The sequence below is a fragment of the Streptomyces daghestanicus genome (genome assembly GCF_020521275.1).
Classification (GTDB): Bacteria; Actinomycetota; Actinomycetes; order Streptomycetales; family Streptomycetaceae; genus Streptomyces; species Streptomyces griseoviridis.
In genome coordinates, this window is record NZ_BNDX01000007.1 from 388,404 (window position 1) to 404,035 (window position 15,632).

Annotated in this window: 13 protein-coding genes; 9 read left to right on the forward strand and 4 right to left on the reverse strand. The window is 72.1% G+C overall.

Going from position 1 to position 15,632, the window contains the following annotated elements:
• Positions 1–5 precede the first annotated feature (5 nt).
• Positions 6–1,739: a dihydroxyacetone kinase family protein gene (locus tag Sdagh_RS09060; RefSeq protein WP_190078191.1), complete on the reverse strand. Its 1,734-nt coding sequence runs from the start codon at positions 1,737–1,739 to the stop codon at positions 6–8.
• Positions 1,736–3,103, reverse strand: a complete 1,368-nt coding sequence (locus tag Sdagh_RS09065) for an MFS transporter (protein ID WP_189424669.1) — start codon at positions 3,101–3,103, stop codon at positions 1,736–1,738. Before Sdagh_RS09065 ends, Sdagh_RS09060 begins: the two co-directional genes overlap by 4 nt.
• Positions 3,104–3,336: 233 nt before the next feature.
• Between Sdagh_RS09065 and Sdagh_RS09070 the strand changes: the two genes are divergently transcribed.
• From Sdagh_RS09070 to Sdagh_RS09080, 3 genes are all read left to right on the forward strand, one after another.
• Positions 3,337–4,098 carry a FadR/GntR family transcriptional regulator gene (locus Sdagh_RS09070; RefSeq protein ID WP_189424672.1) on the forward strand — a complete coding sequence of 254 codons (762 nt, stop codon included), beginning with the start codon at positions 3,337–3,339 and terminating at the stop codon, positions 4,096–4,098.
• A 100-nt stretch (positions 4,099–4,198) separates the two neighbouring features.
• Positions 4,199–4,888 (forward strand): GAF and ANTAR domain-containing protein, encoded by a 690-nt coding sequence (locus tag Sdagh_RS09075; protein WP_226534900.1) that lies wholly within the window; start codon positions 4,199–4,201, stop codon positions 4,886–4,888.
• 187 nt (positions 4,889–5,075) lie between these two features.
• Complete coding sequence (locus tag Sdagh_RS09080) at positions 5,076–5,891, forward strand: YhjD/YihY/BrkB family envelope integrity protein (RefSeq protein WP_189424674.1); 816 nt, start codon at positions 5,076–5,078, stop codon at positions 5,889–5,891.
• Positions 5,892–6,209: 318 nt separating this feature from the next.
• Here the strand turns inward: Sdagh_RS09080 and Sdagh_RS09085 are convergent, their stop codons facing one another.
• Positions 6,210–7,199 (reverse strand): LacI family DNA-binding transcriptional regulator, encoded by a 990-nt coding sequence (locus Sdagh_RS09085; protein ID WP_190011878.1) that lies wholly within the window; start codon positions 7,197–7,199, stop codon positions 6,210–6,212.
• Between the two features lie 311 nt (positions 7,200–7,510).
• On the opposite strand from Sdagh_RS09085, the gene Sdagh_RS09090 reads away from it, so the two are divergent.
• The 5 genes from Sdagh_RS09090 to Sdagh_RS09110 all read left to right on the forward strand — a co-directional run bounded on the left by Sdagh_RS09090 (position 7,511) and on the right by Sdagh_RS09110 (position 14,096).
• Positions 7,511–8,437, forward strand: coding sequence for a carbohydrate ABC transporter permease (locus Sdagh_RS09090; RefSeq protein ID WP_189424678.1), 927 nt, complete (start codon positions 7,511–7,513; stop codon positions 8,435–8,437).
• Between the two features lie 7 nt (positions 8,438–8,444).
• Positions 8,445–9,398, forward strand: a complete 954-nt coding sequence (locus Sdagh_RS09095; RefSeq protein WP_189424680.1) for a carbohydrate ABC transporter permease — start codon at positions 8,445–8,447, stop codon at positions 9,396–9,398.
• Between the two features lie 99 nt (positions 9,399–9,497).
• Positions 9,498–10,841, forward strand: coding sequence for an ABC transporter substrate-binding protein (locus Sdagh_RS09100; RefSeq protein WP_189424682.1), 1,344 nt, complete (start codon positions 9,498–9,500; stop codon positions 10,839–10,841).
• Positions 10,842–10,914: 73 nt separating this feature from the next.
• Entirely contained in the window at positions 10,915–12,954 is a 2,040-nt protein-coding gene (locus Sdagh_RS09105) for a beta-galactosidase (RefSeq protein ID WP_190078190.1), read from the forward strand.
• A 353-nt stretch (positions 12,955–13,307) separates the two neighbouring features.
• A complete protein-coding gene (locus Sdagh_RS09110; protein WP_189424686.1) occupies positions 13,308–14,096 on the forward strand; it encodes an SAM-dependent methyltransferase in 789 nt (262 codons plus the stop codon).
• Between the two features lie 21 nt (positions 14,097–14,117).
• Here the strand turns inward: Sdagh_RS09110 and Sdagh_RS09115 are convergent, their stop codons facing one another.
• A complete protein-coding gene (locus Sdagh_RS09115; protein ID WP_189424688.1) occupies positions 14,118–14,294 on the reverse strand; it encodes a hypothetical protein in 177 nt (58 codons plus the stop codon).
• A gap of 155 nt (positions 14,295–14,449) precedes the next feature.
• Here Sdagh_RS09115 and Sdagh_RS09120 point away from each other — a divergent pair, with 155 nt between their 5' ends.
• Positions 14,450–15,616, forward strand: a complete 1,167-nt coding sequence (locus Sdagh_RS09120; RefSeq protein ID WP_189424690.1) for a spore photoproduct lyase family protein — start codon at positions 14,450–14,452, stop codon at positions 15,614–15,616.
• Positions 15,617–15,632 lie beyond the last annotated feature (16 nt).

Genomic DNA, 15,632 nt, shown 5'->3' on the forward strand with positions numbered 1-15,632 from the left:
CTTCCTCACTGGTGGTCGAGCAGTACGCCGTGCACGGCGCGGGTGATCAGGGCGAGCGAGTGCGCCCCGGCGTCCGGGGTGCCGAGGGACCTCTCGGCGTGCGGGCGGGCCCGGCCCTTGCGGGGCAGCAGGTCCGCGGTGGCGGCGGCGGCCCCGGCGGCGGCGGTCGCGGCCCGGTCCCAGGCGGCGGTGAGCCCGTCCCCGGCGGCCACGGCCCCGGTGAGGGCGGCGGCGAAGGGCACCAGGACGTCGACCATGGTCTTGTCGCCGACCTCGGCGCCACCGAGCCGCTGTACGGCGGCGGAGGCCCCCGCCACCCCCTCGGCGACGCGGGCGGCGGTGGGGGCCTCCTGGTCGCCGAGGGCGGTGCCGACCGACCGCAGGATCGTGCCCCACAGGGCGCCGGAGGTGCCGCCCGCCTTGTCGGCCCAGGCGTCACCGGCGTGGGCGAGGACGGTGGCGGCACCGGCGCCGAGGTCCCGGGCGGCGCGGGCGGCCTCGCGGGCGGCGGTGGAGCCGCGCTGCATGCCGATGCCGTGGTCGCCGTCACCGGCCACGGCGTCGATCCGGCCGAGTTCGTCCACGTGGGTGTCGACGGTGGCGGCCAGCGCCTCCAGCGCGGCCAGCACCGTGCCGGCGGCCCGCCGGGAGGCGTCGGAGGCGGCCGGGATCGCCTCGTCCTCGGTGTCGGGGGCCGGCGTGGCCGGGGCGGCGGACGCCTCGGGCTCGCCGAGGACACCCTTGCGGTAGGCCGGGGTGTCGGCCGGGGCCCGCCACAGGTCTTCCAGGAGGTCGTCCAGCCAGGTGAGGGTGAGGGAGACACCGGCCATGTCGAAGCTGGTGACGAGTTCGCCGACCTCCGGGTCGACCGTCTCGACACCGGCCTCCGCCAGGAGGGCGGCGACCTTGCGGTAGACGACGAACAGCTCCTCGTACTTGACGGAGCCGAGGCCGTTGAGGATCACGGCGGCGCGCTGTCCGGCGGGAGCCGCGACGTCCTCGGGGAGTTCCTTCAGCAGGGTGGCGACCAGCAGCTCGGCGGCCTCGTCGGCGGTGGGCAGCTCCGCCTCGCCGATGCCGGGCTCGCCGTGGATGCCGAGGCCCACGGCCATCCGGGAGGCCGGGACGGTGAACAGGGGATGGTCGGCACCGGGGAGGGTGCAGCCGGAGAAGGCGATCCCGAAGGAGCGGGTGCGGGCGCCGGCGTGCGCGGCCACATCGCGCACCTCCCGGAGCGGCAGGCCCCGCTCCGCCGCGACCGCCGCCGCCTTGAAGACGGGCAGGTCGCCGGCGATGCCGCGCCGCTTCCCCGCTTCTCCCGGGTCCGCGCTGGCCACGTCGTCGGTGACGGCGTACGTCAGGGCCGGGACCCCGTCGGCGGTGAGCCGTTCGGCGGCCTGGCCGAAGTGCAGGACGTCACCGGCGTAGTTGCCGTACATCAGCAGGACCCCGGCGCCGCCGTGCGCGGCGCGGGCGACCGAGCGGATCTGGGCGGCGGAGGGCGAGGCGAAGACGTTGCCGACCGCCGCGCCGTGCGCCAGGCCCCGGCCGACCAGGCCGGAGAAGGCCGGGTAGTGGCCCGAGCCGCCGCCGACGACCACGGAGACCTGTCCCCCGGGGGTGCCGCCGGCGCGGACGACGCCGCCGGTGACGGGCCGCACCCAGCGCCGGTGGGCGGCGGCGAAGCCTTCCAGGGCCTCGTCGGCGAAGGCGGCGGGGTCGTTGAACAGGCGGGTCATCGAAGGGCCTCCAGGGACTGGTGCTCGGGGTCGGGGGCCGGTTCGTCGGTGCGGTGGCGGGCGGCGAGCCGGACCATCAGGACGGCGGAGAGCAGCATGAAGAAGCCGACCAGGTAGAGCGGGACGTAGTAGTCGCCGGTCCAGTCCTTCAGCCAGCCGGTGATGTAGCTGGAGGCGAACCCGGCGATGTTGCCGGCCGTGTTGATCAGGGCGATGCCGGCCGCGGCGGCGGCACCGGTCAGGAACCGGGAGGGCACCGACCAGAAGACGGGCAGGGCGGCGAAGACGGCGCACGCGGTCACGGTGATCACGGCGACCGTGGCGGTGGGCGAACCCATGTAGAGGGCGACGGGGATGGTGACGCCGCCGACGACCGCCGGGCCGGCCACGTGCCAGGTGCGGGTGCCGTGCCGGGTGGCGTGCCGGGTCCAGAAGAACAGCGCGATCGCGGCGGGCAGGTACGGGATCGCGGTGATCCACGCCTTGTCCATCACGCTGAAGGTGGTGTCGTACTGCTCCTGGAAGCCGTTGATGATGGTCGGCAGGAAGAAGGCCAGGGCGTACAGGCCGTAGACGAAGCCGAAGTAGACGACGGCGAGGGTCCAGACACGGCCGCTGGTGAACGCCTTCTTGAGGTCGCCCTTGGCGTGCTGGTCGTCGTGACCGGTCTTCCGGGCGTTCTCGGCGGCCAGTTCCGCGGTCAGCCAGTCGCGCTCGGCGGGGGTCAGCCACTTGGCGTCGGCCGGCTTGTCGATCAGGTAGAACCAGGCGATGACGCCCAGCAGGATGGCCGGGACCGACACGAAGAGGAACATCACGCGCCAGCCCTCCAGGCCGAACAGTCCGTGATGGCCGATGAGCCAGCCCGCGAGCGGGGCGCCGAAGACCGTGGTCAGCGGCTGGGCCAGGTAGAACAGGCCGAGGATCCTGGTGCGGTGGCGGGAGGGCACCCACTGGCTCAGGAACAGGATGGCGCCGGGGAAGAACCCGGCCTCGGCGACACCGAGCAGGAAGCGCAGCGTGTACAGGCCGCCGCTGCTGTTCACCCAGGTGAAGAGCAGGGAGACGATGCCCCAGGTGACCATGATCCGGGCCAGCCAGCGGCGGGCTCCGAAGCGGTGCAGGGCCATGTTGCTCGGGACTTCCAGGACGATGTAGCCGAGGAAGAAGATCCCGGAGGCGAAACCGAACTGTGCGGCGGTCAGGGCCAGATCCTGGCCCATCCCGTTCGGCTCGGCGAACGAGACGGCCGTGCGGTCCAGATAGTTCACGAAGAACATCAGGGCCACGAACGGCACGAGGCGTACTGAGACCTTCTTGATGGCAGTTCTCTCGACTGCCGCGGCTGGCGCGTCGGCACCCATGGCGACTCCTCGGCTCGCCCGGACAGCTCCGTCCGGGATGGCTCACGCCGGTGGCGCCGCGAGGGCGGCCGACCGGATCGGACCTCACGCTATGCCGCCGAAACAAATTGGTCACCAATTTACCAGTGTGGCGACCGTCATAGATTTCCGAACGGCCCAACTCTTGACAAACCTCACCCATCCGGCCGATGAACCGGCTGGTCAGTGCGGGTACGCGCGCATCTGGTTGACTGGTGACCGTGACCAGTCAGCCCGATCAGCAGTCTCCGGACGCCGCGCCCGACCTGGCGCGGCTGCTGCGCCCCGTGGTGCGTGAGTCCTCCGTCAGCGAGGTCGCCAAGCGGCTCCTCGACCACCTCTCGGCCGGACACATCAGGCCCGGCACCCGGCTGCCCGCGGAACGCCAGCTCGCCGAGGCCCTCGGTGTGGCGCGCTCCAGCGTCCGCGGCGCGCTGTCCGCGCTGGACGTCCTCGGCATCATCGAGATCCGGCCCGGTTCCGGCTCCTACGTGCGCGAGGGCACCTCCGAGTTCCTGCCCCGGGCGATCAACTGGGGGCTGATGCTCGGCCAGCGCCGCACCCAGGACCTCGTCGAGGTGCGGACGTACATGGAGGGCGTCTCCGCCCGGCTGGCCGCCGAGCGGGCCACCGACGAGGACGTGGCCCTGCTGGAGGCCCATCTCGGGCACATGCGGGAGGCGGGCGGCGACGTCACGGCCTTCATCGACGCGGACATCGCCTTCCACCTGGAGTGCGCCCGGATCGCCCGCAACAGCGTGCTGAGCGACATCCTGCACAGCATCCGGGCGCTGCTCCAGGTGTGGATGGAGCGGGTCAGCGACATCGAGGGCACGGTCAGCGGCACCCTGTGCGAGCACGACGCGGTCCTGGAGGCGATCCGGGCCCGCGACCCGGAGGCCGCCGACCGGGCGATGGCGGAGCACATGCGGATGGCCAGCGCCCGGCTGCGTGCCTCGGTGGACGGCGCCGGCTGAGCCGTCCGGATCCGCCGCGCCGTATTCCGGGCAGGCGGCTCCTCCCGGGTCCCGGCATGCTGGGTGCCGGGGGATACCGGTGCGGCGGAAGGCGGGCAGGGTGGACTGGCGCGAGTTCGGGGAGCGCATGGCGCTGCTGGCGCGGGACCTGCTGGCACAGGAGTCGGTGGACGCCACCCTGGAGCGGATCACCCACGCGGCCACCGAACTGGTCGAGGGCTGCGACGCCGCCGGCATCCTCATCGTGCGCGACGGTGAGGTGCGGTCCGTCGCGCCGACCGACCAGGTGGTCGTCGACAGCGACCGGCTCCAGGAGCGCCTGGCACAGGGCCCCTGCTTCGACGTCGCCCGGTCCGCCGCCGCCGAGCGGGGCTTCCGGATCACCGACTTCCACGACGAGCCGGCGCACTGGCCCGACTACGTGGTGCGCGCCCGCGAGCTGGGCCTGGGCAGCATGATGGGCATCATGCTCTACACGGACGAGGAGGAGCTGGGCGCGCTCGACTTCTACTCCCGCCGCCGGGGCGCCTTCACCGAGGCCAGTGAGACCGCCGGCTGGCTGCTCGCCTCGCACGCGGCGGTGGCGTTCTCCAGCGCCCGGACGCACGCCCAGCTGGAGCAGGCCATCGGCACCCGGCACACCATCGGCGAGGCCATGGGCATCCTGATGGGCAGTCACCGGCTCACCGAGGAGCAGGCGTTCCAGGTGCTGCGCCGCTACTCCCAGGACCACAACGTGAAGCTGCGGGACGTCGCCCGGCGCGTCTGCGAGCTGGGCCGCCTGGACTGAGCGGGTGCCCCGCGCGGACGCGGGCGCGCGCGGCGGGCGGGCCACCGGGCTAGGTTGGTGCAGTCGGCCGCACCCCAGCGGCCCGCACACCGCGGTCCCTGCCCCCTACCGGCCCACACCCCTACGGCCCCACCCTCAGGGCCGCGCCCCGAGCCGCCTCGGACCCGCCTGGAGGAGCGCCCCTTCCGTGAACCGGTTCCTGCGCCCGTTCCACTCCCTGTGGGACCGGCTGGCCGCCACCGCCCTGGTCCGGCACGGCCGGGACCTGGAACTGATGCACCGGGCGATGGGCTTCGCCACGATCGCGCTGGTCACCCTGGCGCCGCTGCTCATCGTGGTCGCCGCCGCCGATCCGCTGGGCCGCGGGGGCTTCGCGGCGTGGCTGGCCGACGGCATGGGGCTGTCGGGGCGTTCCGCGCGGGTGCTGACGGAGATCATCAGCCCGCCGCGCGAGATCATCGGCACCACCAGCATCTGGGGCGGTCTGCTCCTGGGGGTGTTCGGGGTGTCCTTCGCGGCGAGCGTGCAGAACGGCTACGAGCGGATCTGGGGTCTGCCCTCCGGCCCCTGGCACCGGGTCTGGCGCCAACTGACCTGGGTGGTGGTGCTCACCGCGTACCTCTACCAGGAGGTGCAGACCCGGACCGGGCTGCACGGCACCGCGCGGATCGTGCTGTCGACGGTGACCGGCACGCTGTTCTTCTGGTGGGGGCAGCACTTCCTGCTGGGCAGCTCGGTGCGCTGGCGGGACCTGTTCCCGGGGGCGCTGGCCACGATGATCGGGCTGATCGGCCTGCGGGGCTTCTCCTACCTGGTGTTCACCCCGCTCATCCTCGACAACGCCATCAGCTACGGCACGGTCGGCACCGTGCTGGTGGTGGAGTCGTGGCTCATCGGGGTGGGGTTCGTGGTGTTCGGCGGGGCACTGGTCGGCCGCTGGTTCCACGAACACCACTGGCTGCCCCGGCGGGCCCGCAAAGCGGCCGCCGAGACCGACTGGTGACGCCCGCCGCCGCGACTCCGCCGCGACCACCGTGGCCACGGCGGCGCCCACCGCCCCCGCGACGGCGACGTCCACCACCAGCGGCAGAACCCGGCCGCCGGCCTCCCGGCCCTCCTCTGCCGCCCGCTCCAGGCCGTCGCGGCTCCGGCCGGCGTGGGCATCGGCCGGAGCCGGCGCGGCGGATGGCCCGGTCGGCGCTGCGGGCCGTGGACACCGCCGGGCCACGACGGCCGCGACGGGAACGGCGACCGCGACGGTCACGACGGGACCGGCGAGGGCCCGAGTGGCCGCGCCCGGCCCGGCCCCGTCCCGAACCGCTCAGCGGCCCGGCGGCGGCGCCGTGCTCGCCCGCTCCACCAGCCGGGTCGGCACCAGCGTCGTGCCCCGCTCCGGGGCGTCCTGGCGCATCTGGCGCAGCGCCGCCGCCACGCAGAGCCGGCCCACCTCGGCGAAGTCCTGGTGGACGGTGGTCAGCGGCGGCAGAAAGGCGCCGGCCTCAGGGATGTCGTCGAAGCCGATGACGCTCACGTCCTCCGGCACCCGCCGCCCGCTCTCGTGCAGGGCGCGCAGCAGGCCCAGCGCCATCTGGTCGTTGGCGACGAAGACGGCGGTGCACCCGTCGCGGCCCGCGAGGTCGAGGCCGGCCCGGTAGCCGGACTCGGCCGACCAGTCGCCCCGGACCGGCGGCGGCAGGGTGCGGCCCGCCTCGGTGAGGGTGGCCCGCCAGGCGTCCGCGCGGCGCTGGGCGGCGTAGGAGTCCTCGGGTCCGGCCAGGTGCCACACCGTCTCGTGGCCGAGGGCGAGCAGGTGCCGGACGGCGGCGCGGGTGCCGCCGGCCTGGTCGGTGTCCACGACCGTGTAGTGGTCCCCGGCGTCGGAGTCGACGACCACCACCTGCACGTACGGGGGCAGGGTGATGACGGCCGCGTCGAGCAGGTGGACCTCCATGATGACGATCACCGCGTCGACGGCCAGTTCCTCCAGCCGGGAGAAGGCGCCGCGCACCTCGTCCTGGGTGGGCAGCGCGACCGGCAGCAGGGTGACCGCGTACCCCTCCTGCGCGGCGGACTGCGCGATGGCCTCCAGCGTCCGGACGTTGCCGGTCGTGGACAGTGTGAAGGTGATCACTCCGATGGTGCGGAACTCGCCGCTCTTGAGGGCGCGGGCGGCGCTGTTGGGCCGGTAGCCGAGCTGCTCCATGGCCGCGCGCACCTGCCGCCGGGTCTCCTCGGTGACGCCGGCATAGCCGTTGGAGACCCGTGACACCGTCTGCGACGAGACCCCCGCCAGCCTTGCCACGTCCGCCATCGAGGCGTTCTGCGACCGGCCGGGGCGCCGGCGCCGTGGGGTCGTCGCGGGTGTCCCGGCGGGTCCCTTGGGTGCGGGCGTGCCCGCGTCGGCTCGCTCAGCGGTGTCCACTCGCCGTCCGCCGCCTTTCCTTGCTTTTCCGGGCGCTGCCCGGGATGTGGCCCGGGGGCCGCTTGACCGTCTTGACCGGAGCACGGTAGACATGCCGCCTACCGGATGTTCACGTAAACCTAACAACCCCAGCCCGTCTTCGCGCTGTGCGATGTTTACGTAAACATCGCGAGTTCACCAGTGAACCAGCAAGGAACGAGATGACGACGCTGCACCCCCCAGCGGCCACCCGGTCGCGTCCCGTACCGCCCGAGGCGCGACGGGACCGCCGCTCGTGGACGGGCTGGGGCTTCCTCGGCCCGTTCGTGGCCGTGTTCGCCCTGGTCTTCCTCGCGCCGATCGTGTACGCGATCTACCTGAGCCTCTTCCGCGAGCAGTTGATCGGCGGGAACACCTTCGTCGGCCTGGACAACTACCAGCAGGCGCTGCGGGACGACCGCTTCTGGGCCGCGCTGGGCCGCGTCTCGCTCTTCCTGGTCGTGCAGGTGCCGGTCATGCTGTGCCTCGCGCTCCTGGTCGCCCTGGCCCTGGACAGCGGGCGCCTCTACGGCCGGGACTTCTTCCGGGTCTCGATCTTCCTGCCGTACGCGGTGCCCGCCGTGGTCGCCACCCTGATGTGGTCGTTCATGTACGGCACCCGCTACGGCCTGGTCGGTGACATCAACGACGCCCTGGGCGTCTCCCTGCCCGACCCGCTCTCCGCCGACCTGATGCTGGCCTCCATCGGCAACATCGTCACGTGGGAGTTCATCGGCTACAACATGCTGATCTTCTACGCGGCGCTGCGGGTGATCCCCGACTCGCTGTACGAGGCGGCGCAGATCGACGGCGCGGGGCAGTGGCGGATCATCACCGCCATCAAGCTCCCGGCCATCCGGGGCGCCCTGGTGATCGCCACGATCTTCTCCATCATCGGCAGCTTCCAGCTGTTCAACGAGCCCAGCATCATGCGGCCGCTGGCGCGGAACGCCATCACCACCGACTACACGCCGAACTTCTACACGTACTCGCTGTCCTTCAACGGGCAGCAGCAGAACTACTCCGCGGCGGTCGCCATCATCATGGGGCTGATCACCATGGTCATCGCCTACGTCGTCCAGCTGCGCGGCACGCGCAAGGGAGTGTGAACCAGCGATGACCAGTCCCCTCGCCACCGCCCCGGGCCGCAACCACCCGCCCGTACAAGGACGTTCGCACGCCGCGCCGCCGCGGCTGCGCTCCCACCGCCGCCGGGCGCCGTCCACCAAGCCCCGCCGCAGCGTCCTGCTGACCGTCCTCACCGGCCTGGTGCTGCTCTACAGCCTGGTGCCGCTGCTGTGGCTGCTCATCAGCGCCACCAAGACCCAGCAGGGGCTGGCCGGTTCGTTCGGCCTGTGGTTCGACGACGACTTCGCCCTGTGGAGCAACATCGCCGACACCTTCACCTACGACGACGGCGTCTTCTCCCGCTGGCTGCTGAACACGCTGATGTACGTCGTCCTGGGCGCCGGCGGTGCCACCTTCCTCGCCGTGCTCGGCGGGTACGCGCTCGCCAAGTTCCAGTTCCCGGGCAAGAAGGCCGTGTTCGCCGTCGTCATCGGCGCGGTGGCGGTGCCCACCACGGCGCTGGCGGTGCCCACCTTCCTGATGTTCAGCAAGATGGGGCTCACCAACACCCCCTGGGCGGTGATCATCCCGTCACTGATTTCGCCGTTCGGTCTGTACCTGATGTGGGTGTTCGCCACCGAGGCCATTCCGACCGAACTGCTGGAAGCCGCCCGAATCGACGGCGCGAGCGAGGCCAGGACCTTCTTCCGAGTTGTACTCCCCTTGCTGGCTCCCGGTATTGTGACGGTCCTGCTGTTCACCATGGTCGCGACATGGAACAACTACTTCCTGCCGCTGATCATGATCAAGGATCCGGACTGGTACCCCCTGACCGTGGGCCTGAACGCCTGGAACGCCCAAGCCCAGACGGCCGGTGGCGAGGTGGTGTTCAACCTGGTCATCACCGGATCCCTGATCACCATCGTGCCCCTGGTCGCCGCTTTCCTGCTGCTCCAGAGGTACTGGCAGTCCGGGCTCGCCGCCGGGAGTGTCAAGGAGTGACGGCAGACTCCCCCCACCTCGTCCTCCCCCCACGCATGTTCCTCGTTCTGCACACCCCCGACAGGGCCGCACCGGCCACAAGGAAGTGGAAGCTCGACCATGCACAAGCACTCGCGCCTTCTGTTGCGCAGCATCGGACTCGTCTGCGCCCTCGCGCTGGGAGCCACCGCCTGCGGTGACTCCGACGACGGAGGATCGAGCGGGAAGGCGGTCTCCGAGGCGGACGTCAAGGCAGCCCTGAAGAAGGGCGGGGAGATCACCGTCTGGGCGTGGGAGCCCACCCTGAAGCAGGTGGCCGCCGATTTCCAGAAGGAGAACCCGAAGGTCAAGGTCAACCTCGTCAACGCGGGGACCAACGCCGACGAGTACACCGCCCTGTCGAACGCCATATCGGCGAAGAAGGGCGTCCCGGACGTCGCCCAGATCGAGTACTACGCCATCGGCCAGTACGCGCTCTCCAAGGGTCTGACCGACCTCAGCGCCTACGGCGCCGGCAAGCTCGCCGCGCACTACTCCCCCGGCCCGTGGTCGGCGGTCAAGGCGGGCACCGACAGCGTGTACGCGCTGCCGATGGACTCCGGTCCGATGGCGCTGTTCTACAACAAGAAGGTCTTCGACAAGTACGACATCGAGGTGCCCGGCACCTGGGACGAGTACGTCGAGGCCGCCCGCAAGCTGCACGAGGCCGACCCGAAGGCGTACATCACCGCCGACGCCGGTGACGCCGGCTTCACCACCAGCCTGCTGTGGCAGGCCGGTTCGCGCCCGTACTCGGTGGTCAACGGCACCAACGTGAAGGTCGACTTCTCCGACCAGGGGGCCACCACGTTCGCGAGCACCTGGCAGAAGCTCCTCGACGAGGACCTGGTCGCCCCCGTCAGCAGCTGGAGCGACGACTGGTTCAAGGGCCTCGGCGACGGCACCATCGCCACCCTGCCCATCGGCGCCTGGATGCCCGCCAACCTGGAGTCGGGCGCGAAGGAGGCGTCCGGGGACTGGCGCGTCGCCCCGCTGCCGCAGTGGAAGGAAGGCGGCAAGTCGAGCGCGGAGAACGGCGGCAGCTCGCTGGCCATGCCGGAGCTGGGCAAGAACGAGGCGCTGGCCTACGCGTTCATCGAGTACGCCAACTCCGGCAAGGGTGTGCAGACCCGGCTCGACGCGGGCGCCTTCCCGGCGACCACCGAGGACCTGCAGTCCTCGACGTTCCAGGAGACGAAGTTCCCGTATTTCGGCGGCCAGCAGGCCAACAAGATCTTCGCCGAGTCGGCCGCCGACGTCGCTGACGACTGGCAGTACCTGCCGTTCCAGGTGTACGCCAACTCGATCTTCAACGACACCGTCGGCAAGGCATACGTCTCCGACACCAAGCTGAGCGACGCCCTGAAGTCCTGGCAGGACGCGTCGGTGAAGTACGGCAAGGAGCAGGGCTTCACCGTCCAGTGACCCTGCGGTAGCACCACTCCCGGGGCGGCGCGGCGAGACCGCGCCGCCCCTTTGCACATCTGGAAGGACCGCCATGATCTCCACTCTCCTGTCGCGCCCCGGCGGCCCGGACGACGACCGGACCCCCCGGCTCCTCTTCGGCGCCGACTACAACCCCGAGCAGTGGCCGAGGGAGGTGTGGGAGGAGGACGTACGGCTGATGCGCGAGGCCGGCGTCAACGTCGTCTCGGTGGCGATCTTCTCCTGGGCCAGGCTGCAACCGGGGCCGGACCAGTGGGACTTCGGCTGGCTCGACGAGGTCATGGACCTGCTGCACGCGAACGGCGTCGGTGTCGACCTGGCCACCGCCACCGCCTCCCCGCCGCCGTGGCTCACCACCGCCCACCCGGAGATCCTCCCCGTCACCGACCGGGGCGAGACGGTGTGGCCCGGGGCACGGCAGCACTGGCGGCCCACCTCCCCCGTGTTCAGGGAACACGCCCTGCGCCTGGTGCGCGCGATGGCGGAGCGCTACGCGGCCCACCCGGCGCTGGTCGCCTGGCACGTCTCCAACGAGCTGGGCTGTCACAACGTCTACGACTACTCCGACGACGCGGCCCGCGCCTTCCGGCAGTGGCTGCGTGCCCGGTACACCACCCTGGACGCCCTCAACCACGCCTGGGGGACGGCGTTCTGGTCGCAGCGCTACACCGACTGGGAGCAGATCCTGCCGCCCCGCCTCGCGGGCTCGCACCCCAACCCGACGCAGCAGCTCGACTTCAAGCGGTTCTCGTCCGACGCGTTGAAGGACCATCTGCGGGCGGAGCGCGAGATCCTGCGGGAGATCACCCCGGACGTACCGGTCACCACCAACTTCATGGTGATGGGCGGCACCAAGGGCATGGACTACGCCGACTGGGCGCCCGAGATCGACTTCGTCTCCAACGACCACTACGTGCACCCCGGGCCGCAGGACCGCGACGAGCTGTCCTTCTCCGCCAACCTCACCAGCGGCATCGCCGGCGGGCGGCCGTGGTTCCTGATGGAGCACTCCACCAGCGCCGTGAACTGGCAGCCGGTGAACCTGGCCAAGCGGCCGGGCGAACTGGCCCGGGACGCGCTGCTGCACGTGGCGCACGGCGCCGACGCGGTCTGCTACTTCCAGTGGCGGCAGTCGGCGGCGGGCGCCGAGAAGTACCACTCGGCGATGGTCCCGCACGCCGGCGCGGACAGCGACCTGTTCCGCTCGGTGGCGGCGCTGGGGCGGACACTGGAGTCCCTGGCGCCGGTCGCGGGCAGCGAACGGGAGGCGGCCGAGGTCGGCATCATCTTCGACTGGGCGTCGTGGTGGGCGAGCGAGCAGGACTCGCACCCCACCTCGCTGCTCGACTACCGGCAGGAGGCCCTGGACTGGTACTCGGCGCTGCTCGCCCTCGGGGTGCGCGCCGACGTGGTCACCACCCGGGCCGACCTGAGCCGCCACAAGGTGCTGATCGCGCCGGTGCTGCACCTGGTCCCCGCCGAGCTGGCCAAGGACCTCACCCGCTTCGCCGAGCGGGGCGGCCACCTGGTCACCACCTACTTCTCCGGCATCGTGGACGAGAACGACCATGTGTGGCTGGGCGGCTACCCGGGAGCCCTGCGCGACGTGCTCGGCATCCGTGTCGAGGAGTTCGGCCCGCTGCTCGACGGTGAGAGCGTGGAGCTGGACGACGGCACGGCCGGCGGGCTGTGGACCGACCGGATCACCGTCACCGCCGAGGACACCGAGGTGCTCGCCCGCTACCGCACCGGTGACCACGCCGGACGCCCCGCGGTGACCCGGCGCCCGGTCGCCGAGGGCTCCGCCGCCTACGTCTCCACCCGGCTCGGTGTCACGGGGCTCACCGCCCTGCTGCCCCGTCTGCTCTCCCCGGCCGGGGTCGGCAGCGAGCTGCCCGCCGCCCTGCGCGGACGGGTCGAGGTGACCGTGCGCAGCGCACCCGGCGCCCGGTTCCTGTTCCTGGTCAACCGCACCGACGACACGGTGCCGGTGACCGGCCTGTCCGGCGAGCTGCTCACCGGCACCGCGGGCGACGACGGCCACCCGGTCCTCGGCCCCCGCGAGGTCGCGGTCCTGCGGCAGTCCGTCTAAGGCCTGTCGTTCGGACCAGGTCGCGGGGAATCGGCTGCGCCTTCCCCGCGCCGGTGAGCGGGGCCTGGTGCGTGCGGATGCGAGGCGGAGGAGGGAGCCGACGCGGAGCGTCGGCGAGTGACGACAACGCGGCAGGTGCGCGCACCAGGCCCCGCGTCCGCGGCGTGATCCGAACGACCGGCCCTGGCACGGCCGGCCCGCGCGCCCCTCGTCGCAGGGCGCGCGGGCCCCGCCGCTCGGCTGGCCGCCGCACCGCCGGATACGCCAACTCCCCTGGGGCGCCGGGGGGTCGGCGGTCGCAGTACGATGATCGCGAGGTGCGACACCGCGCGCCCCGGACGACGGAGCCTGCCATGACGACGGACAGTTCCCGGCTGGAGATCGACACCAGCAAGGCCCACCCCGCACGCGTCTACGACTGGCTGCTGGGCGGCAAGGACAACTATCCCGTCGACGAGGCGGTCGGCAGGACCCTGCCGCCGGAGGCGCACGACGCGGCCCGGCAGAACCGGGCGTTCATGAACCGTGCCGTCGCCCACCTCGCCGCCCAGGGCATCGACCAGTTCCTCGACATCGGCACGGGCATCCCCACCGAGCCCAACCTGCACCAGATCGTGCAGCGCACGGTGCCGACGGCCCGGGTGGTGTACGCCGACAACGACCCGATCGTGCTGCGGCACGCCGAGGCGCTGCTGGTGAGCCGCCCCGAGGGCGCCACGGACTACATCCAGGCCGATGTGCGCTCCCCGGAGGAGATCGTCCGGCACGCCCGGGGCATACTCGACTTCGACCGGCCGATCGCGCTGTCGCTGATCGCCCTAATGCACTTCGTCCCCGACGACCAGGACGCCCACGGCATCGTGCGGCGGCTGGTGGAGACCCTGCCGTCCGGCAGCCACCTGGTGCTCTCGCACGCGGCGATCGACCTCTTCCCCGAGCTGGCCGAGCAGGTCATCGAGCAGTACGCGAAGGGCGGCATCCGTCTCGGCTTCCGTACCCGCGCCGAGGTCGCCCGCTTCTTCGACGGCCTCGAACTGCTCCCGCCGGGTCTGGTCACGGCCACCGAGTGGGCCGGCCCGGGGCAGGAGCGCCCCGAGCCGGAGGAGAGCGGTATCTACGCGGCGGTCGCACGCATCCCCTGACCGCCGCCGGCCGCCGGGCCGTCAGCGCCGGCGGCCGCGCGCCGCCCAGCCGCTGCCGATGCCCGCGACGTGCAGGGCCAGCAGGGCCAGCCCGACGAGCATGAAGTTGACCGACGTGAAGATGTCGTTGGTCGCGATGTCCGCCGCGTTGATCAGAAAGGCGATGAGGAACAGAACCGCTGCGACGATGGCGAGCACGGGGGCCTCCTGGGGTGATGCGACGCCGGTCGGCGCCGTGTCACCCGTATGCCCCCGGCGGGGACCGGAACACGGGGACATACGGCACCGGTGCCGGTGCCCGTACAGTGGGATGACGGCCCTTATGCGGACATACCTCACGCCCCGGAGTACCGATGCACGACCCGTCCCTTCCCCCGGACGACGGCTCCGGCGCGCTGTTCGGGCTCGACGCCCTCGTGGACGCCCGCGAGGAGGGCCCGTCCTTCCGTGACTCCCCCGCGGCCCGCCGCATGCTGCCCGTGCGGGAGATCCACGCCGAGCCCGCGGCGGCTGCCTCTCCGCGCGGCCGGCAGATCCTCGCGCGCTTCCCCGGCGCCCGGCTGATCGAGGTCGGCTCCCACTGGCGCATCCCCGGCCTGCACGGCAACGAGGGCAAGGTCGAGCGCTGGGTCCGGGTCAAGGGCGAGACACTGGTGCTCGGCGAACGCAAGACGCTCACCACCCGGCCCAACGGCCGCTCCGCCGACTGGATCGCGCCGGGCGCCTCCAACGGCTGCGCGATGGCCTGCGCCTACTGCTACGTCCCCCGGCGCAAGGGGTACGCCAACCCGGTCACCGTCTTCACCAACATCGACCGGATCATCGCCCACGTCGGCCGGCACATCGCCCGCCAGGGCCCGAAGCCGGAGCCGAACCAGTGCGACCCCGAGGCGTGGGTGTACGACATCGGCGAGAACGGCGACTGCTCGGTGGACGCCCTGATCAGCGACAACACCGCGGACCTGGTGCACGCCTTCCGGCGCTGGCCGGCCGCGAAGGCGTCGTTCGCGACCAAGTTCGTCAACCCCGACCTGCTCGCCCTCGACCCGCGCGGCCGGACCCGGGTCCGCTTCTCGGTGATGCCGCCGGAGGACTCCCGGCTGCTGGACCTGCGCACCTCCCCGGTGGCCGAGCGGATCGCCGCCGCGGCGGACTTCCTGGACGCCGGGTACGAGGTGCACTTCAACCTCTCCCCCGTGGTCGTCCGGCCCGGCTGGCGGGAGGCCTGGGCGGAGCTGCTGACCCACCTCGACGACGTCCTGCCGGCCCGGGTGAAGGAGCAGGCCGCAGCCGAGGTGATCATGCTGACGCACAACCGGGAGCTGCACGAGGTGAACCTCGGCTGGCACCCGCGCGGCGAGGAGGTGCTGTGGCGTCCGGACCTCCAGCAGGCCAAGCGCTCCGAGAACGGGGCGCTCAACGTCCGCTACCGCAACCAGGTCAAGGCGGAGGCGGTGGGGGCCCTGCGGGACCTGATCACCGCCCGCGCCCCCTGGCTGCGGGTGCGCTACGCGTTCTGAGGCGGGGGCGCCGGAT